The sequence below is a fragment of the Hyphomicrobium sulfonivorans genome (assembly GCF_013306565.1).
Taxonomy (GTDB): Bacteria; Pseudomonadota; Alphaproteobacteria; order Rhizobiales; family Hyphomicrobiaceae; genus Hyphomicrobium_A; species Hyphomicrobium_A sulfonivorans.
Genome location: NZ_PZPO01000001.1, coordinates 895718 through 915055 on the forward strand (window position 1 = coordinate 895718; position 19338 = coordinate 915055).

At 61.4% G+C, this 19338-nt stretch carries 16 protein-coding genes and 1 pseudogene; 11 read left to right on the forward strand and 6 right to left on the reverse strand.

The features are described 5' to 3' along the window. Positions 1 to 159 precede the first annotated feature (159 nt). Positions 160 to 807: a hypothetical protein gene (locus tag C6Y62_RS04180; protein ID WP_338074302.1), complete on the forward strand. Its 648-nt coding sequence runs from the start codon at positions 160 to 162 to the stop codon at positions 805 to 807. 127 nt (positions 808 to 934) lie between these two features. Continuing rightward, positions 935 to 1714, forward strand: a complete 780-nt coding sequence (locus C6Y62_RS04185; RefSeq protein ID WP_173952872.1) for a succinate dehydrogenase iron-sulfur subunit — start codon at positions 935 to 937, stop codon at positions 1712 to 1714. Between the two features lie 746 nt (positions 1715 to 2460). Here C6Y62_RS04185 and C6Y62_RS04190 read toward each other — a convergent pair. Further along, positions 2461 to 2874, reverse strand: a complete 414-nt coding sequence (locus C6Y62_RS04190; protein ID WP_173952873.1) for a histone H1 protein — start codon at positions 2872 to 2874, stop codon at positions 2461 to 2463. Positions 2875 to 3131: 257 nt separating this feature from the next. Next, positions 3132 to 3734: a GNAT family N-acetyltransferase gene (locus tag C6Y62_RS04195; RefSeq protein WP_068459722.1), complete on the reverse strand. Its 603-nt coding sequence runs from the start codon at positions 3732 to 3734 to the stop codon at positions 3132 to 3134. Positions 3735 to 3996: 262 nt separating this feature from the next. Here C6Y62_RS04195 and zapE point away from each other — a divergent pair, with 262 nt between their 5' ends. Beyond that, positions 3997 to 5136: a cell division protein ZapE gene (gene zapE, locus C6Y62_RS04200; protein ID WP_173952874.1), complete on the forward strand. Its 1140-nt coding sequence runs from the start codon at positions 3997 to 3999 to the stop codon at positions 5134 to 5136. A gap of 111 nt (positions 5137 to 5247) precedes the next feature. Here zapE and C6Y62_RS04205 read toward each other — a convergent pair whose 3' ends face one another. Then, complete coding sequence (locus C6Y62_RS04205) at positions 5248 to 6174, reverse strand: matrixin family metalloprotease (protein ID WP_173952875.1); 927 nt, start codon at positions 6172 to 6174, stop codon at positions 5248 to 5250. A 238-nt stretch (positions 6175 to 6412) separates the two neighbouring features. On the opposite strand from C6Y62_RS04205, the gene mdh reads away from it, so the two are divergent. The 8 genes and pseudogenes from mdh (at position 6413) to C6Y62_RS04245 (ending at position 16548) form a co-directional block, all read left to right on the forward strand. Further along, complete coding sequence (gene mdh, locus C6Y62_RS04210) at positions 6413 to 7378, forward strand: malate dehydrogenase (RefSeq protein ID WP_068459717.1); 966 nt, start codon at positions 6413 to 6415, stop codon at positions 7376 to 7378. Between the two features lie 39 nt (positions 7379 to 7417). After that, positions 7418 to 8623: pseudogene (gene sucC, locus C6Y62_RS04215) on the forward strand (ADP-forming succinate--CoA ligase subunit beta); the annotation flags it as partial. 151 nt (positions 8624 to 8774) lie between these two features. Beyond that, complete coding sequence (gene sucD, locus C6Y62_RS04220; RefSeq protein ID WP_173952877.1) at positions 8775 to 9674, forward strand: succinate--CoA ligase subunit alpha; 900 nt, start codon at positions 8775 to 8777, stop codon at positions 9672 to 9674. Positions 9675 to 9806: 132 nt separating this feature from the next. Beyond that, entirely contained in the window at positions 9807 to 12776 is a 2970-nt protein-coding gene (locus C6Y62_RS04225; protein ID WP_173952878.1) for a 2-oxoglutarate dehydrogenase E1 component, read from the forward strand. A 104-nt stretch (positions 12777 to 12880) separates the two neighbouring features. Further along, complete coding sequence (odhB, locus tag C6Y62_RS04230) at positions 12881 to 14215, forward strand: 2-oxoglutarate dehydrogenase complex dihydrolipoyllysine-residue succinyltransferase (protein WP_173952879.1); 1335 nt, start codon at positions 12881 to 12883, stop codon at positions 14213 to 14215. 48 nt (positions 14216 to 14263) lie between these two features. Further along, complete coding sequence (locus C6Y62_RS04235) at positions 14264 to 14692, forward strand: VOC family protein (RefSeq protein ID WP_173952880.1); 429 nt, start codon at positions 14264 to 14266, stop codon at positions 14690 to 14692. 13 nt (positions 14693 to 14705) lie between these two features. Further along, positions 14706 to 16106, forward strand: a complete 1401-nt coding sequence (lpdA, locus tag C6Y62_RS04240; RefSeq protein ID WP_173952881.1) for a dihydrolipoyl dehydrogenase — start codon at positions 14706 to 14708, stop codon at positions 16104 to 16106. A gap of 76 nt (positions 16107 to 16182) precedes the next feature. Then, positions 16183 to 16548: a hypothetical protein gene (locus C6Y62_RS04245; protein ID WP_173952882.1), complete on the forward strand. Its 366-nt coding sequence runs from the start codon at positions 16183 to 16185 to the stop codon at positions 16546 to 16548. Positions 16549 to 16726: 178 nt separating this feature from the next. Here the strand turns inward: C6Y62_RS04245 and C6Y62_RS04250 are convergent, their stop codons facing one another. The 3 genes from C6Y62_RS04250 to C6Y62_RS04260 all read right to left on the reverse strand — a co-directional run bounded on the left by C6Y62_RS04250 (position 16727) and on the right by C6Y62_RS04260 (position 19338). Next, entirely contained in the window at positions 16727 to 17755 is a 1029-nt protein-coding gene (locus tag C6Y62_RS04250) for a TraB/GumN family protein (RefSeq protein ID WP_173952883.1), read from the reverse strand. 130 nt (positions 17756 to 17885) lie between these two features. Beyond that, positions 17886 to 18851 (reverse strand): tyrosine recombinase XerC, encoded by a 966-nt coding sequence (locus C6Y62_RS04255; protein WP_173952884.1) that lies wholly within the window; start codon positions 18849 to 18851, stop codon positions 17886 to 17888. A 151-nt stretch (positions 18852 to 19002) separates the two neighbouring features. After that, complete coding sequence (locus tag C6Y62_RS04260; RefSeq protein WP_068459699.1) at positions 19003 to 19338, reverse strand: chaperone modulator CbpM; 336 nt, start codon at positions 19336 to 19338, stop codon at positions 19003 to 19005.

Consider the following 19338-nt stretch of genomic DNA (forward strand, 5'->3'; position numbering starts at 1 on the left):
ACCTTGCCGCAGATTGGCGGGCGTGACGGAAGCTTGTCCCTGCTGCGTCGGGCTGTTCCCACTTTGCCTAAGGCGCTGCGGCATTTAAAAAAGGGCAGCGTTCAAGAGGAAGCTGCAGCGCGTGAGACAGAACAAGACCTACCGATCCGGGCCCCGGCCGTGAAGACGCCTGATGAACCGAAGGCTGTCGCAGCCGAAGTCGCCGTCGAACCGCAGGCTCAGCCACGCCCTGCTGAGGCCGCTAGCGAAACGCGGCTGGCACCTGATCCGTTCACAGCGGTGCTACCGGCGCTGGCTGCACTGGGCGCAATTGCTTCCATTGCCACGATCAACTGGGCGGCGCAGGAGCGCACACCGGATCGCAGCCGTTCCAAGCGCAAGGCGGCCACCGCGTTGCGGGATCTTGAAACCTGCTGTCTTGGGCTGCTGGAGATCTTTCGGCGCTTCCAACGCAATCCGCGCCTTTTCGCGGGCGAAGGCGCCCCGGCATCTTCACCGTTGAAGTTCGGTGTGCATGGACCGCGCGTTGGCCCCGATGCGGCACGGCTTTTTCAGCAGCTCATCAATGATGTGGCATCGATGCTGGTGCTGGCTTCCCAGAACGCCTTTGACGTGATGTCGGCGGTTGAGGATGGAGAGATCGAGGCACCGGAAGAGCTGTTCTATGGCTTCGGTGAACAGCAGGATCGGCTTAATCAGCTGATCCAATCGCGCGCGACGCTGAAGACGTCGGTGGACACCGGTGCCGACGTGGCTGCGCGGCTGACGCTTCTGGTGCGTGAACTGAAGCGCTGCCGGCCGGAATAGCCAACTCTGCGGGTCAGGTTTTTGCTACTAAAACGCGACGCCAGCGAGCGTTGACATCAGCGTTTGCGGTGCGTCATGTGGGGCTGACGGGTGTGGCATTTGCCGACAGCAGGAAAGCCCCAATAATATGGTCCACTTCACACTCCCCAGAAACTCCAAGGTCCAGCGCGGAAAGACCTGGAACCAGCCGGAAGGCGAGGGGTCGTGGAAGGAGTTCCAAATCTATCGCTGGAACCCGGATGACGACGAGAACCCGCGGGTCGACACCTATTGGGTGGACACCGACCGCTGCGGTCCGATGGTGCTCGACGCACTTATCAAGATCAAGAACGAGATCGATTCCACGCTGACCTTCCGGCGCTCGTGCCGTGAGGGCATTTGCGGTTCGTGCTCGATGAATATCGACGGCACCAACACGCTTGCGTGCCTCAAGGGGTATGACGACGTCAAAGGTCCGGTGCGCGTCTACCCGCTGCCGCATATGGAAGTGGTGAAGGATCTCATCCCGGATCTGACCAACTTCTACGCGCAGCACCGGCTGATCGAACCGTGGCTGCAGACCGATACTCCGGCGCCGCCCAAGGAGTGGCGTCAGTCGCATGCCGATCGGCAGAAGCTTGACGGTCTGTACGAGTGCATCCTGTGCGCGTGCTGCTCAACGTCGTGCCCAAGCTATTGGTGGAACCAGGATCGCTATCTCGGTCCGGCCGCGCTTTTGCAGGCATTCCGCTGGGTTCAGGACTCGCGCGATGAGGCGACCGGCGAGCGGCTGGACAATCTGGAAGATCCATTCCGGCTCTATCGCTGCCACACGATTTTGAACTGCACCAAGGCTTGCCCGAAGGGTCTCAACCCCGCCAAGGCGATTGCGGAGCTGAAGAAGCTGATGGTCGAGCGTCGCGTCTGATAGTCAGGCGGTACGCGCCTTTTCTTTATTCCTCGCGCCCACCATCGCGAGCAGGCAGTAGCCGCAAGGCTGCTGCCTTTTTTGTTGGCGGCATGCATGTGCGCAGTCGGGCCGCGATCCGTGATGGCGCGCATCATCACGCGCGCAGCGCCTGCATGCCGACTGGCCGCCGACGCGGACAGCAACAGCCGCAGGGAAAGCGCGGTGGTCGGATGGTCAGTCAGCGCACCCGCGGGCGCGGCCTGTGTGTTGGCGCTCCTTCGCTGCCGGAATGGCTGAACCTGGCCGCAAAGCCTTAGTTTTCGGCGTTTTTGCTCGCTATCTTGGTCGATATTGCAGCGCAGCATAGGGGCATTTCTGCGGGCCATTTCGGCCTCAGCGCCCCTTCAATCGCCCGCCTATTTCAGGCCAATTCAAGTCCATACGAGAATGGCAAAAGGGGGCTTTTCGCCGGCCGTAAGAATGGCTGAAACGGCTATTGCCGGTTAATGGCGCAATGGGCCGATGTTTCAATGATGGTTAATGCAACTTAATTGTGTTTTGAGCGGCTTTTCCGCAGCTGACGGCGCGGCCGTCCATGGAGCTGGCCCGGCGATATCCCGATCGGCAAAAAAATAAGACCGGAGCAGCGGGTGCTGCCACCGGTCTTTGACAGGTGTTGAAGGCTGAGGTCGGCTTGTTGGCCAAGCCTTCACCTTCGCGCGGTACGAGGGGAACTGGCGCGTATTCCTTGTCTGATGCCTGAATTAGGCAGCAGCAGCGGCCCGACGGGTCTTCTTGGCAGCAGCCGGCTTGCGGGCAGCGGTCGTCTTACGGGCAGTGGTCTTGCGAGCAGCAGCAGCAGGCTTACGAGCTGCAGCGGCCTTGCGGACAGCCGGCTTGCGAGCGGTGGTTGCCTTAGCAGCAGCCGGCTTACGGGCAGCAGCCGTCTTGCGAGCAGCGGCGGGCTTACGGGCAGCAGCCGTCTTGCGGGCGGCGGCGGGCTTACGGGCGGCAGCCGTCTTGCGAGCAGCGGCGGGCTTACGGGCGGCAGCCGTCTTGCGGGCAGTGGCGGATGCCTTGCGAGCCGTCGTCTTGCGGGCTGCGGCTGGCTTCTTCGCTGCAGCGGTGCGAGCGGCAGGAGCCTTCTTCACTTTGCGAGTAACTGCTTTCTTGACCATTGGAGTTCTCTCTATCTGGCGTCGTTGTTTCTATCTCTCTCAGTCCGAATCACTCGAACTAAAAAAATCATGTGCAAGTTCGAACATTTTGTTGACACGAAATTGCAAATTGAAAGCTAACGCATGCGCATTCAATCGCATGTGTTGCGTGAAATCATCATTTTTCTCGTATTTCGAATGCCATGCGCCATTGAGTGAAGACTCTTGTTGCAGTTTTCGTCGTGCAAACGCTTCGCGCTTCGACAACACAATGCGCATCAAATGACGTCGCGCCGACGCAGATCGGTGTTTGTTTTGACGATGCGTGATTGCAGGTCGAGCACCGCCATCATGAAGCCGAAGCGATCGTCGACCGCCTCCGCAAGCAGTGAAAAATAGTTCGGGCTGCGAGGAACAATCTCGCCAACGATCTCGCCGTACTCGAACCGAAGGTCAGCGTCGTAGTGTTTGGCGATGGATCGCATCTTGGCGTTGTCGGCGAGGCAGACCAGACGCAGGTTTCTAACGCCGCGGTTGCGGGCGGCGCGGATCACGCGTCCCATCAGTTCGGTGCCGATGCCGTGTTCCTGTAGAGGTTGTTCGACGGAGAATGCCGCTTCGGCATCGAGACCCCAGACAGAGCCTATCGTCTTCAGTTCGGCGGCCGCCCTCACCTCGTCGCCGTCGAACAGGCCATAAACGACGTTCCCAACATCGCCGATGTCGTGTGCGTACTTCTCGATGAATGAGTCCGATACCGCATGGGCAAAGCGCATATGGCGGCTGGCAGCGTCGAGCCGCAGCAGATGATCGCGGAACTTACGCGCCTCGCTGGGCCACAGTTTACGGATGGTGCCTGGGTTTACTCGGCCGGTTTCCATCACACTACCTCTGCTCCAATGCGTGCAGGTTCTGAAGGTCATAGCGGTTTCGCAAATCCGGTATGCTGCCGGATGACTTGATTTACGCGCCGTCGACGCTTCTACTGCGCCGCACAAATATGCGATCGATGATGGTGTTTTTCCATTCCTGCCCGTTAGCCAGATCTGGTGGGGCCCCGTGTTATCGATCAAATCGGCTTGGTGACATTCCGACGCGGCGCGCAATTTCGCGCCGCTCGTGGATGCGGAGAATTTGAGGCGAATGACCGCTTTTCCGTTGGAGCAACTGCAGGCGAAGGTTCGTGCGGGCTTGTTGGAGGCCGATCCGGCGCAACTTGCCGTTGCCGAACTACTGGACCGGCTTGCGCGCCAATTGCGGGACTGGAAGCCGGAGCGCCGCGGGCCGTTGGCGTTTCTCCGGCGCGGGAAGCAGGCGTCGCCGCCGCGCGGGCTCTATGTCCACGGCGAGGTCGGGCGCGGCAAGACGATGCTGATGGACCTGTTCTATAATTCCGTCAGCTTCGCACCCAAGCGGCGCAGCCACTTCCATGAGTTCATGGCGGACGTACATGAGCGCATTGCGGTGGCGCGGCGTACGCATCCGGGCGACCCGATGCCTGTGGTGGCCGAAAGCATCGTCAGCGAGGCGCGGCTGCTGTGTTTCGACGAGCTGCAGGTAACTGACATTGCAGATGCCATGATCCTGGGCCGTCTGTTCGAACATCTGTTCGCCAGCGGTATCGTCGTCGTCGCCACATCGAACTCAACGCCCGCAACCCTCTATGAGAGGGGCCTGAACCGCCAGCTGTTCCTGCCGTTCATCGCCTCGGTTGAAGCGCATATGGATGTTGCGGAGCTACAATCGGCCCGCGATTACCGGCTGGAGCGACTTGCGGGACTGCCGCTGTACTTCTGTCCTGCCGACGATCGCGCATCGGCGGAGCTCGATGCCCATTGGGATCGGCTGACGGGGCATCAGTGCGGGTGTGCTGAAACGCTGGACGTGAAGGGACGGCAGCTCCGGGTGCCGCAGGCGGCCATGGGCATCGCCCGGTTTTCGTTCCACGACCTGTGCGAAGCGCCGTTGGGTACGGTGGACTATCTTCGGCTGGCGCACACGTATCACACGGTGGTGGTGGACGGCATTCCGAGGCTGGATCGGGACCGGCGCGAGGTTTCCCGACGCTTCATCAATCTGATCGACACGCTGTACGACAATAAGGTGTGCCTGATCGCGTCGGCTGCGGCAGAGCCCGAGGCCCTGTGTGAAGACCCGGTCACCGCCAAGGTTTTTGAGCGGACGGTTTCCCGCCTGATGGAGATGCGAAGCGCCGACTATGTCGCTTCGCGGGGCGCGACGCGGGATGGCGATGGCATTGCAGCGGGCCAGGCCGAGGGCTGAGACGGCGAATGGCCCCTTCGCTCTCGTGCAGGCGGTTGGGGTGAGGGAGCTGTCAGCGGACGACGGGACCATCAGGCAACGCAGGCCGTCGGATGCATGCCCGCAGGATGATCAGCGTGCCTTGTTGTCTGGCTCAGGCTCCGCTGCCGGTGCGATCGGCGTAATGGAGCCCGTCTCCGGCGGTGCCGCCGCTACAGTGTCGCCAATGCCGAACGTCCGCCCGTTTTCCGCATCGGGCGCCACTTCAGCTTGGGTTGAACTGTCCGTGTTGGCATAAACTTCGGTTGCCGGCCGCGCGCCATATAGTGTGACCGCGCCTTCAATGTCGCCCGGTTGCAGGCCCTGGTGACGCTCATCATAGCGATAGGACATGAGCTGGCCGGAAGCGCTCGGATGGTCGAGCCCGATCGCATGGCCGATTTCGTGGGCCATGGTGTAGCGCAGGTCATAAACCTGAAGACGGCCATCGAAGCCGATCTTCCACGGCTGCTCCGGGTTGAGGCAAATGAGCGAACGGCCGATGGTTTTGTTGGTGGCCGGTTGATCTGCGTCGCCTGAGCTGCCGCTTGCCGCTGCGGATGCCGTTGTCAGGCCGCCATTGTCCGTCGCGCTGGCTTTCAGCGCCACGTTGGTGAAAGCGCGGCCGACGGGGTCGGCCTGTGCGCCGATGAGAATGTTGGCTTCGGCAGGATCGCTGGTTTCGCGGAACGTGAGGTTGGCAACCTTCTCCCACATGCGGAAGGCTTCAGCGGTTTCGTTGCGGAAGTCGCGCTCGGCGATGCCCGAGTGTGCATAGGCGACGGCAGCCGGCTGCATGCGCGCGCAGTTTCGTGCGCCCTCGGAGGTGATCGGCTCGGTGACGAAGGCGTAGGTGATCGTTGCACCACTGCCGAGCACCGGCGTGTGCCATCGCACCGACTTCTGCTCCATGTCGAGCAGGCGGAAGCCAAGATATGTCGAGCCGTCTCCGGCAAAAGCGGACGCTGCGACGAGCAGCGCCGTGCCGCCGGACAACGCGCCAATAAATGACGGTCGCAATTCCCCTCCCAATCCAGTGCAGCGCACTGGCTCAGGTTCCTCCAAAGACCAGGAAAAGCTTCCGCCAGCTTTTTTGCGGCGCACCCAAAAAGTACTGGGAAGCTTAGCTAATGTCGGGCTTTCCCTGCTCTGAGGCCTAGTCTAAACGTACTCGTGACGGAGTTGTGGCGTCCCGTTGGCACTGCGGGTGTTCGCCACACAAATCAATTTCCTAAGATAAAGAGGGAGCTTGCATCGCATGGCGCGGACTAAGATCGCCTTGATTGGCGGCGGCATGATCGGAGGGACGCTCGCCCACCTGATCTCCTTGAAAGAGATGGGTGATGTCGTGATCTTCGACATTGCGGAGGGTATGCCGCAGGGCAAGGCCCTCGATCTGTGCCAGTCCGGCGCGGTTGAAGGCTCCGACTCCCAGCTCAAGGGCACCAATGCCTATGCCGACATCGAAGGTGCCGATGTCTGCATCGTGACCGCCGGTGTGCCGCGCAAGCCCGGCATGAGCCGCGACGACTTGATCGGCATCAATATCAAGGTGATGGAGCAGGTTGGCGCCGGCATCAAGAAGTACGCCCCCAACGCATTCGTCGTCGTTATCACCAATCCGCTCGATGCCATGGTGTGGGCGCTGCAAAAGGCTTCGGGCCTGCCACGCAACATGGTTGTCGGCATGGCTGGCGTGCTGGATTCGTCGCGTTTCCGTCATTTCCTGGCGACGGAGCTTGGCGTTTCGGTTGAAGACGTCTCGGCGTTCGTGCTGGGCGGCCATGGTGACGAGATGGTGCCGCTGGTGCGTTATTCGACGGTTGCCGGCATTCCGCTGCCGGACGTCGTCCGCATGGGCTGGATGCGTCAGGAGCGCCTGGATGAGATCGTCGATCGGACCCGCAAGGGCGGTGGCGAGATCGTCGCCCTGCTGAAGACCGGCTCGGCCTACTATGCTCCGGCTGCCTCGGCGCTGGAAATGGTCGACAGCTATCTCAAGGACAAAAAGCGCATCCTGCCCTGTGCCGCATACCTTAATGGCGAATACGGTGTTAAGGGGCTCTATGTCGGCGTGCCGGTGATCCTTGGAGCAGGCGGCGCAGAGCGTATTGTTGAGATCGATCTCAACGCCGCTGAGCGCGCCATGTTCATCAAATCGGTGGAATCGGTGAAGGGCCTCGTCGACGCCTGCACCCAGATTGCTCCGCAACTCGGAGCCTAAGCTCCAAGCAGGCTTTAATATTATAACGCGACGCAGGACTATCGAATGAACATCCATGAGCATCAGGCCAAAGAACTGCTGGAGCAGTTTGGCATTCCGGCACCCAAAGGCTTCGTTGCCTTCAACGTGAAAGAGGCAGGCGAGGCTGTGCAGCGCCTTCCCGGTCCGGTTTACGTCATCAAGGCACAGATCCACGCCGGTGGACGCGGCAAAGGCCGTTTCAAGGAAGCTTCGGCTGGCGAAAAGGGCGGTGTGCGCATCGCCAAGTCGCGCGAGGAAATCGAGCAGGCCGCCGAGCAGATGCTGGGCGCCACGCTGGTGACCGAGCAGACCGGCGCTGACGGCCGCGTCGTCAACCGCGTCTACGTGACGGAAGGCGTCGACATCGACCGCGAGCTTTATCTCTCGGCGCTGGTCGATCGCGCCACCTCGCGCATCGCGTTCATCGCCAGCTCTGCCGGCGGTATGGACATCGAGCAGGTCGCGCACGATACGCCCGAGAAGATCATCTCGGTGTCGATCGACCCGGCCAGCGGCTATCAGGCATTCCACGGCCGCCGCATCGCCTTCGCGCTTGGCCTTGAAGGCAAGCAGGTCGGCCAGTGCGTGAAGCTGATCGGTGATCTCTACAAGCTGGTGCTCGACAAGGACATGAGCATGCTGGAGATCAACCCGCTGATCGTTACCAAGGGTGGCGAGCTTTCATGTCTCGACGCCAAGTTCAGCTTCGATTCCAATGCGCTCTACCGTCACCCCGACGTGATGGAAATGCGCGACCTGACGGAAGAAGATCCGGCCGAGGTCGAGGCTTCGAAGTATGACCTCTCCTATGTGAAGCTCGACGGTTCGATCGGCTGCATGGTCAACGGTGCCGGTCTCGCCATGGCGACGATGGACATCATCAAGCTGTGCGGCGAGGAGCCCGCGAACTTCCTCGACGTCGGTGGCGGCGCCTCCAAGGAAAAGGTGCAGGCCGCATTCAAGATCATCCTTTCGGACCCGTCCGTGAAGGGCATCCTGGTCAACATCTTCGGCGGCATCATGCGCTGCGATATCATCGCGGAAGGCGTTGTGGCAGCTGCCCGCGAGATGGAAATCACGGTGCCGCTCGTTGTGCGCCTTGAGGGCACCAACGTTGAGCTGGGCAAGAAGATCCTGGCCGAGAGCGGCCTCAAGATCACCCCTGCCGACAACCTGGGCGACGCGGCGGAGAAGATCACCGCTGCAGTCAAGGAAGCCGCTTGAAATCGAACGGTTGAGCCGGGGCGCGGGTCATCTGCGCCTCAGTTCGATTGAGCTAATCGCCCAGATAAGTCTGTCTCAATGCAGAGAGAATATGGGCCTTAAACAGGGCGGCAGAGCGCAGTAGAGCTCGGTCGCAACAGGCGACGACGACATGGCAATTCTTGTAGACAAAAACACCAAAGTCATCTGTCAGGGCATTACCGGTGCCCAGGGCACGTTCCACACCAAGCAGGCGAAAGCCTACGGCACGCAGATCGTTGGCGGCGTAACGCCCGGCAAGGGCGGCTCGAAGCATCCCGACGCCGAGCTGGCCGATGTGCCGATGTTCAACTCGGCCGCCGAGGCTCGCGCGGTCACCGGCGCTGACGCGACATCTATATATGTGCCGCCGCCGTTCGCGGCTGACGCCATCCTTGAAGCCATCGATGCGGGCTTCCCGTTCATCGTCGCCATCACCGAGGGCATCCCGGTGCTGGACATGGTCAAGGTGAAGCGTGCGCTGACGGGTTCGGGCTCGCGCCTGCTCGGTCCGAACTGCCCCGGCATCCTGACGCCGAACCAGTGCAAGATCGGCATCATGCCAGGCAACATCTTCAAGCCAGGCCGCGTCGGCATCGTGTCGCGCTCCGGCACGCTGACCTATGAGGCGGTGAAGCAGACGTCCGACGTCGATCTCGGCCAGTCCACGGCCGTTGGCATCGGCGGCGATCCGGTGAAGGGCCTTGAGTTTATCGAGGTGCTGGAGCTGTTCCTCGGCGATCCCGATACGGACTCGATCATCTTGATCGGTGAAATCGGTGGCTCGGCTGAAGAAGAAGCCGCTGAGTTCATCAAGTCGGAAGCCAAGAAGGGCCGTTCCAAGCCGATGGCTGGCTTTATCGCCGGTTCGACCGCACCTCCGGGACGCCGCATGGGCCACGCAGGCGCCATCATCTCGGGCGGCAAGGGCAAGGCTGAAGACAAGTTCGAAGCAATGCGCTCGGCAGGCATAGCGATTGCGCCGAGTCCATCCGCCCTTGGTACGACGCTTCTGGGCGCGATCAAAGGCTGATCGAGCTGGAAAGCCTCTAGAATTGGCGTATGCTGCACTGCATATAATTTGTCAGTGCAGCCGGCGCCAATAACCTTGAATTTGGCATTGCGCGCCAACCTATGCTGCATCGACAGTTGTTGAGAGCAGCAAATGGCGCGCAATCCACTCAATGAAGCTTTTCTGCGGACATCCTTCCTCGGCGGCGCAAACGCGGCCTATGTGGAGGAGATGCAGGCCGAGTACGAGCGTAACCCCGGCTCGGTAAGTGATGAGTGGCGGCACTTTTTCGATAGCCTCAAGGAAGAGCACGCCGGCGCCCGCGAGGCCGAGCGTGGTCCTTCGTGGGGGCTGCCAGCACCGGAGCTGCTGGAAAACGGCAGCGATGAACTCGTCAGTGCGCTAGCCGGCGAGTACGAGGCGACCGAGCGCTCCATCCGCAACGGTATCCAGGCCAAGGCCCATCAGATGGGCTTTGAGATGTCTCCGGCCGCTTCGTTGCGGGCGACGCAGGATTCCATCCGCGCCCTGCAGCTGATCCGCGCTTACCGCGTGATGGGCCATCTGGCCGCCGACCTCGATCCGCTGGGGCTGGCCGACCGCAAGGTGCACCGCGACCTCAAGCCGGAAACATACGGTTTCACTGACGCCGATCTCGACCGGCCGATCTTCATCGATCGCGTGCTGGGCCTTGAGACAGCAACGATGCGCCAGATCCTGCGCATCCTGCGCCGCACCTACTGCCGGCACATCGGCGTGCAGTACATGCACATCACCAGCCCGACGCAGCGGGCATGGATCCAGAACCGCATTGAGGGCGACGAGAAGGACATCCGCTTCACGCCCGAGGGCAAGCGCGCCATTCTCAACAAGCTGATCGAGGCCGAGACCTTCGAGAAGTTCTGCGAGGTGAAATACACCGGCACCAAGCGCTTCGGCATCGACGGCGGCGAGGCGATCGCGCCGGCGCTGGAGCAGATCATCAAGCGCGGCGGCCAGCTCGGGGTGAAGGAAATCATCATCGGCATGGCCCATCGCGGCCGGCTCAACGTGCTCGGCAACGTGATGGCCAAGCCGCATCGCGCCATTTTCCATGAGTTCAAGGGCGGTTCGTTCAAGCCTGACGACGTGGAAGGCTCGGGCGACGTCAAATACCACCTCGGCGCGTCGTCGGATCGTTCGTTCGACGGCAACGACGTGCATCTTTCGCTGACCGCCAACCCCTCGCATCTTGAGATCGTCGATCCTGTGGTGCTGGGCAAGGTGCGCGCCAAGCAGGATCAGCGCGGCTGCAAGACCGGCGAACGTACGCCTGTGATGCCGTTGCTCATCCATGGCGACGCAGCGTTCGCGGGGCAGGGCGTGGTGGCCGAATGCTTCGGGCTATCCGGACTGAAGGGGCACCGCACCGGCGGCTCGATCCATTTCATCATCAACAATCAGATCGGCTTCACTACCAATCCACGCCACTCGCGCTCATCGCCCTATTGCTCGGATGTGGCGAAGATCATCGAAGCGCCGATCTTTCACGTGAACGGCGATGACCCTGAAGCGGTGGTGCATGTCGCCAAGATCGCGACCGAGTTCCGGCAGAAGTTCCAGAAGCCGGTTGTCATCGACATGTTCTGCTATCGGCGCTACGGCCACAACGAGGCCGACGAGCCGATGTTCACACAGCCGTTGATGTACAAGGCGATCAAGGGACATCCGACCGTCACGGAAATCTACGCCAACAAGCTGGACGAGGAAGGCGTTGTTCCGCGCGAGGAAAGTCAGCAGATGCAGGCTGCCTTCCGCACCCATCTGGAGCAGGAATTCGCAACCGCTGACGGCTTTCTGCCTAACAAGGCGGATTGGCTGGATGGCCGCTGGTCGGGCATGGGCGTTGCGGGCGATGACGAACGTCGCGGCGAAACCGGCGTTGATCTTGAGCGTCTGCGCATCATCGGCCGGCGCATCACATCTATTCCGCCCGACTTCAACGCCCACAAGGTGGTGCGCCGTCTGCTGGATCGCCGTCGGGAGATGGTCGACAGCGGCACCGGCATCGATTGGGCAATGGCGGAGCATCTGGCGTTCGGCTCGCTGCTGAATGAGGGTGTCCCCGTACGTCTTTCGGGGCAGGATTCAGAGCGCGGCACGTTCTCGCAACGCCATTCGGTGCTGATCGATCAGGACACCGAGCGCCGCTGGACGCCGCTGAAGCATGTGGCGAACGATCAGGCCAGGTTTGAAGTCATCAACTCGATGCTGTCCGAAGAAGCGGTGCTAGGCTTCGAGTACGGCTATTCGCTGGCTGAGCCGAATGCGCTGGTGATGTGGGAAGCGCAGTTCGGCGATTTCGCCAACGGCGCGCAGGTGGTGTTCGATCAGTTCATTTCGTCGGCCGAGCGCAAGTGGCTGCGTATGTCCGGCCTCGTGTGTCTGCTGCCGCATGGCTATGAAGGTCAGGGGCCAGAGCATTCTTCCGCGCGGCTGGAGCGCTATCTGCAACTTTGCGCCGAAGACAACTGGCAGGTGGCTAACGTCACGACGCCTGCAAACTACTTCCATATTCTGCGCCGGCAGATGAAGCGCAAGTTCCGCAAGCCGCTGATTCTGATGACGCCGAAGTCATTGCTGCGCCACAAGCGCGTGGTGTCGAACCTTGATGAGATGGGGCCGGGCACCAGCTTCCATCGCCTGCTGTGGGACGATGCGCAGCGCGCGCATGATGGAAAGATCAAGCTGGTGCCGGACAACAAGATCCGGCGCGTGGTGATGAGCACGGGCAAAGTCTATTACGACCTTTACGATGCGCGTGAGGCGCAAGGCATCGATGATGTCTATCTGCTGCGGGTGGAGCAGCTCTATCCGTTCCCGGCGCGCGCGCTGATGAATGAGCTTGGCCGCTTCCCGAACGCGGAGTTTGTGTGGTGTCAGGAAGAGCCGCGCAACATGGGCGCGTGGAGCTTCATCGAACCGAATATCGAGTGGGTGCTGGAGCGGATCGAGGCGCAGCATCGTCGCCCGACATACGCAGGGCGACCAGCGTCAGCATCGACGGCGACAGGGCAGCTTTCCAAGCACCTCAACGAACAGAAGACACTGGTGCAGGCGGCATTGACGGGCGGCTCAAGCTGAGCGGCCGTTATGCTAATGATGGATCGCGCCTAGCCTGCCGATGCGTTTATTCTGAGCAAAGAAATCACATCGGGCGCGGCGCCCGGAATTAAGCGAGAGGGACGATGGCAACGGAAATTCGTGTTCCGGCTCTGGGCGAGAGCGTAACCGAGGCTATCGTCGGCAAGTGGTTCAAGAAGCCGGGCGACGCGGTGAAAGTTGACGAGCCGCTGGTTGAGCTTGAGACCGACAAGGTAACGGTTGAGGTTCCCGCGCCGACGGCCGGAGTGCTGGGCGATCACGCCGCGAAGGAAGGCGAGACGGTTGCGGTTGGCGCGTTGCTCGGTCTGATCGGTGAAGGCGCCGGGGCGTCGGCCGCCGAGACGAAGAGCGAGCCCAAGAAAGAGAAAAAGGACAAGCCTGCTCCGGCTGCAGCGGCGTCAAATGGTGGCGCCGAGCCGAGCAGGTCATCTGAAGGCGCTGCGCCGCCTAGCCCGGCCGCGCGCAAGCATCTTGCTGAAGCCGGTATCGACGCTGCTGACGTAGCAGGCAGCGGCAAGCGCGGCCAGGTTCTGAAGGAAGACGCTGTGAAGGCTGCGTCGACGGCCGCGGCGGCCCCCGGCACTTCATCGCAAGGCGATATTAAAGCTTCTGCTGCGCCGGCGTTCCAATCCAGCCCCGGACTGGCTCCATCGCGTGCATTTGCGCCGATGCCGGTGCCGGCTCAGAACCTGCGCATCCCATCCACAGCCAACGATGCGGCGCGCGAAGAACGCGTGCGGATGACGCGTTTGCGCCAGACCATCGCGCAGCGGCTGAAGGATGCGCAGAACACCGCTGCAATGCTCACGACATTCAATGATGTCGACATGGGCGCGGTTATGGAGCTGCGCGCGCGCTACAAGGATCTGTTCGAGAAGCGGCACGGCGTGAAGTTGGGCTTCATGGGCTTCTTCGTGAAGGCGTGTTTGCAGGCGCTGAAGGAAATTCCTGCCGTCAACGCCGAGATCGACGGCGATGAGATCATCTACAAAAATTACTACCATATCGGCGTTGCGGTCGGCACCGACCGCGGCCTTGTGGTGCCGGTGGTGCGTGAAGCAGATCGCATGAGCTTCGCTGAGATCGAGGCGCAGATTTCCGATTTCGGTAAGCGCGCGCGCGACGGCAAGCTCTCCATCGATGAAATGCAGGGCGGCACCTTCACCATCACCAACGGCGGGGTTTATGGCTCGATGATGTCGACGCCGATCCTCAATGCGCCGCAGTCGGGCATTCTCGGTATGCACCGCATCGAGGAGCGCGCGGTGGTGCGCGATGGCCAGATTGTGGCGCGGCCGATGATGTATCTGGCGCTAAGCTACGATCACCGCATTGTTGACGGCAAAGAGGCCGTGGCTTTCCTTGTTCGTGTCAAAGAGTGCCTCGAAGATCCGCAGCGTTTTCTGTTGGAGCTTTAGAAGCTATTTCGGCAACGGAACGGCTCTGGAGTCGTGGGAGCTCCCGGCATGGCGGAGGAAGGCACGATTTCTTCGATTGAAGTTTATCTCACGGTGGCAGATGCCAGCGCGGCGCTGGCGTTTTACGAGAAGGCCTTCAGTGCCAAAGTCACCTACAGGGAAATGGCCGAAGATGGCGCGCGTGTGCAGCACGCTGCGCTGTCGGTATTCGGCGGCCACTTCATGCTGTCCGATCATTTCCCCGAGTTCATCTCGGATGTCGCGCCCGGCGCTGCCGAAGCGATGGGCTGCGTGACGGTGCAAGTCAATCTTTCATCGCCGCTGGAAGTGGACGGCGCGGTTGCGCGCGCGGTTGCCGCCGGTGCTGTCGTTACCGCACCGCCCGCCGACACATTCTGGGTGATGCGCTATGCGCGGGTGCGCGATCCATTCGGATACGTATGGGCTTTCAGCGCGCCGCTATCGCTTGGTTCTTGAACGGAGAAGTGCCGTGGCAACCTATGATCTGATCGTGATCGGAGCAGGGCCGGGCGGCTACGTGTGCGCCATTCGCGCCAGCCAGCTTGGAATGAAAGTGGCCATCGTTGAAAAGCGTCCGCGCTTCGGCGGCACGTGTCTCAATGTCGGCTGCATTCCATCGAAGGCGCTGCTGCATGCGTCGGAGCTTTACGACGAGGCCGGACACGCCTTTGCGGACATGGGCATTGAGGTGAAGCCGAAGCTGAATCTGGCTCAGATGCTGGCCTTCAAGGACGACGCGGTGAAGGGCAACACCGAAGGCGTCGCCTATCTGATGCGCAAGAACAAGATCGATCATTTCCACGGCACGGGACGCATCCTCGGCGCCGGCCGTGTCGAGGTGACATTCATCAACGGCGAGCAGCAGGAGGTCGACGCGACGTCGATCGTCATCGCGACCGGTTCGGATGTCGCGCAGCTGCCCGGCATCGAGATCGACGAGAAGGCAATCGTGTCATCCACCGGCGCGCTGTCGCTGGAAAAGGTGCCGAAGCGTCTGGTGGTTATCGGAGCGGGCGTGATCGGGCTGGAGCTTGGTTCGGTGTGGCGGCGACTCGGTTCGGAAGTGACGGTGGTTGAATATCTCGATCGCATTCTGCCGGGGAACGATCTGGAGGTGGCAAAGCAGCTGCAGCGTCTTCTGGAAAAGCAGGGCATGGCGTTCAGGCTGGGCCACAAGGTGACCGGCGTGAAGAAGAACGGCGCGGCGCAGCTCGTGAGCATTGAGCCGGCTGATGGCGGCGACGTCGACACGCTGGCGGCTGATGTCGTGCTGGTGGCGATCGGGCGCGTGCCATACACGCGCGGGCTGGGCCTGAGTGAAGCGGGCGTGCAGCTGGATAAGCGCGGCCGTGTCGAGGTGGATGCGCATTATCAATCGAATGTGCTCGGCATCTACGCGATTGGCGACGTCATCAAGGGGCCGATGCTGGCGCACAAGGCCGAGGATGAAGGCGTCGCGCTGGCGGAACTACTCGCCGGTGAGGCAGGCCATGTGAACTACGGCATCATCCCGGCCGTGGTGTACACCTCACCGGAGGTGGCGAGCGTCGGCAAGTCCGAGGAGGAGCTGAAAGCCGAGGGCGTTGCCTACAACGTTGGCAAGTTCCCGTTCACCGCCAACGGTCGCGCGAAGGCCAACAAGCAGACGGACGGTTTCGTGAAGGTGTTGGCGGACGCGGCAACGGACCGGGTGCTGGGTGTGCACATGGTGGGCGCCAACGCGTCGGAGATCATTGCTGAAGCTGCGGTGCTAATGGAGTTCGGCGGCTCGGCTGAGGATCTGGCGCGCACCTGTCATGCGCATCCGACGCTAACGGAAGCTGTGAAGGAAGCAGCGCTGGCGGTGGAAAAGCGCGCGATCCACATGTGATCGCCCATTTTTGTTCTAGATATGTTCCTTGTATGTGCTAGGCTGTTATCCGTAATCTGAGTGTTACGGGGGTTTTATGGGACTGCAAGGCTTTGCTCCGCAAAAGAATGTTGAGCGCATCCCGGCTGTGTATTGGCCGGGCGTGAGCGGGGCGCTTCATTTGCACTGGGCGTTTTCGTGTCTGGAGCTGCCGCCTTTCGCGGCTGGGCATTTCAACTACGTGTTCGTCCGCAGTATGCCGGATGGAGAGCGCGCGCCGCTTTTCATCGGTGAAACGGCAAATTTCATCGAGCGGATGCAGAATCACGAGCAGTGGCGAAACGCGATCTGCATGGGCATGAATGAGGTGCACGTCAATCTGTCGGCCGACAGTTTCTGGGGCCGACGATTGATCGAGAGCGATCTGCTGCAGACGCACAGACCACCCTTGAACCGAGGCTGATCGGATATGCTGCGCTGCGCAGCATGTCAGACGCATTGACGCCGGAGCGGGGGCTCGCGCGCGATTGCGCGTCCCCTAACCGGCACTTGCGGCCAGGTGCGGTGAGGAGAACCCGCGATGAGCCGCAGGACGTCGAGCGCGAAGCAGCGCCCGCGAATGGGTACAGGGCTGCTTTGGGCTACTCGACCTTGGTGACGGTGTAGCCATTGCGGCGCAGGATCTCGACGAAGCCGTCATCGCCGGGAAGGTGCAGCGCGCCAATAGCAACGAACAGCCCGCCCTTTTCCAGCAGCGGTTCGGCAACGGCGTGCATCTTCTGGTTCCGCTCGACGATGAGCTTCTGCTGGAAGCCGGCGAAGGCTTCATCGCCAATGCCTGCTTCGCGCGCCATCGCGATCTGGAACGGCAGGGCGGCTGCAATCTTGCGCTTGAGATAGAGCTGCACCAGCGTTTCCATCATGTCGTCGGTGCGGTCGGCGAATTTCAGGCTGGCGCGCAGCATGTCGATTTGCTGCTGCTCGGGCACCGATGCCAGCGATTCAATTTGTGCCGGGATGGTCTCCAGACCTACCACGTCAAGACCGGCCTTCTTGCCGATCTCTGCGATCTTCATGTCGAGCACACGCTCGCCCTTCTGCACCTTCTCGCGCTCGCAGTCCGAAACGGAAAGGATCATGGTCACGATCCACGGCTTGAACATCGCGGCGAGATCGCCGGGAAGGCCGGTGCGTCCCATGACGGACTTCACTGTCTCGTATTCGTCCGGTGAGATGAGGCCGTCGAGGCGGCGGCCGTCGGTGTACATCACCAGCGGCGCGGACTGCGCGATCACCGATGCAATTGCGGTCTCGGAAAGATCAGATACTTCAAGCGCAACTTGCTTGGAGGATTTGATTGCCTTCATCACTTTGGGCGACAGATCGTTCACGCGCTTGTCGGTCAGATGCACAGTCCCGAAAAGGTACGAGGCCGGGCGCCCCTCCTTCTCGACCTTCCAAAGCAGACCATCGGCGTTCTTGATATTGGCGGCTTGCGACATCACCCGCTGATGAAGCGTAGGATTTTGCGTCGCTGCTTCGGCAAGCATATCGGTGCCGGCACACTGACCTGGTGCAACAGTGGCGGCTGGTTTCTCAGCGGCGCTGGCAAAGGTCAGCATGGCCGAGGTGGCCAGCATGGCGATAGAAGTTAATAGACGGGCGCGCATGGGGTTTCCCAGATACTGCAAACGATTGGCGGGTCTAGACCCCGCCCTCGCATGGCGAGCCGCAGAATAAAAGAGGCAACATTAGGTCGTTGGGTCTGTTGGTTAGCGCTCCGGCCCCAAAAATCGGGCTTTAGGCGCGCGGATGTGCGACATCGTAGACCGCAAGAAGGCGGTCGCGGTCGACTTCCGTATATGCCTGCGTCGTCGATAGCGATGCGTGCCCCAGCAACTCCTGGATCTGCCGCAGATCGCCGCCCGCTGAGAGCAGATGCGTGGCAAACGAATGGCGCAGCGCGTGCGGTGTCGCCGTGGCAGGAAGATCCATTGTCTCGCGCATCCTCTGCATGGCGAGCTGAATGATGCGCGGTGAAAGCGGGCCGCCTTTCGCGCCACGGAACATCGGTTCGTCAGCGGCCAGAGGATAGGGGCAAAGCGCAACGTAACGCGCAATCGCCTCGCGGATCGCTGGCAAAACCGGCACCAGCCGTTCCTTGCTGCCCTTGCCGACGATGCGGATGACTTCGCGCTCGGGCGTTGGCGCATCGCGCGGCGTCAAGCTCAGCGCTTCCGAAATGCGCAATCCGCACCCATACAACATGAGCAGCACCGCAGCATCGCGCGCGAGCACCCAATCGAGTTCGGCCGAAGCACCGGGCTGCACCACTTCGGCAGCCTTCGCCACAGTGAGCGGCTTGGGTACTGAGTGTGGAACCTTCGGCATTGCGAGCTGAAGGATGGCGCGATTTTGCAGCAGCTTGCGTGCTTCCATCCAGCGGAAAAGCTGCCGGAGCGCCGACAGCGAACGTGCGAGCGAGCGACTGACCGTGCCATTGCGGCGGCGCGCAGCCAGGAAGCCGCGAAACACCTTCAGATCCAGATGCTGCAGATCAGCAATGCAGGGCGGATGCCCAAGCCGATGCGCCAGAAAGTTCAAAAACTGGCGCACATCGCGTGCGTAGGCCTCGATTGTTTTGTCGGATGCATCGCGACCATGACGCAGATGCGTCAGCCAGTCGGCAACGGCGCGTTCAAGGTCGGCACCGAGCGGGAGTTCCGGCGCGATAGTTTCGGCGCTGATATCGGGTGGTGACGTCATCAGGGTGTGATCGCTCGCTGCGGCCGACCGAGCCGCGTGATTTTCCACGCGGTGAAAACTAGCCGATTCGGACCGCAAACGGATGCCTGCGGTCCGTCGCCGGAGGGTCAATGCGGCGGCGTCTCAGTCGAGCGAAACGCCGCGCCGCTTCTCAATCATCGTCGTGGTCATGCAGTTCCGGCCGTACGGAAGCGGCGCGCAGACGCGATTCCAGATTGTCGATACGATCAAGCAGCTGCAACGCCAGCGCGATGCCGGGCACGTTGACGCCCAGGTCGCTCTGCAGGCGTTGTGCCTTTTGAATGCGCACGATGCTGGTGGCGGAAAACCGCCATTGCGGGCCGGCATGGCTGCGCGGTTCGATGACGCCTTCGTCGACCAGCTCCATCACCCATTCGGTGCGAACGCGGCAGGTGCGAGTAAGATCGGCGAGCGTGATCTCTTCCTCGTCGAGAACAATCACGGACTGTTTTTGCTGTTCTGCCAT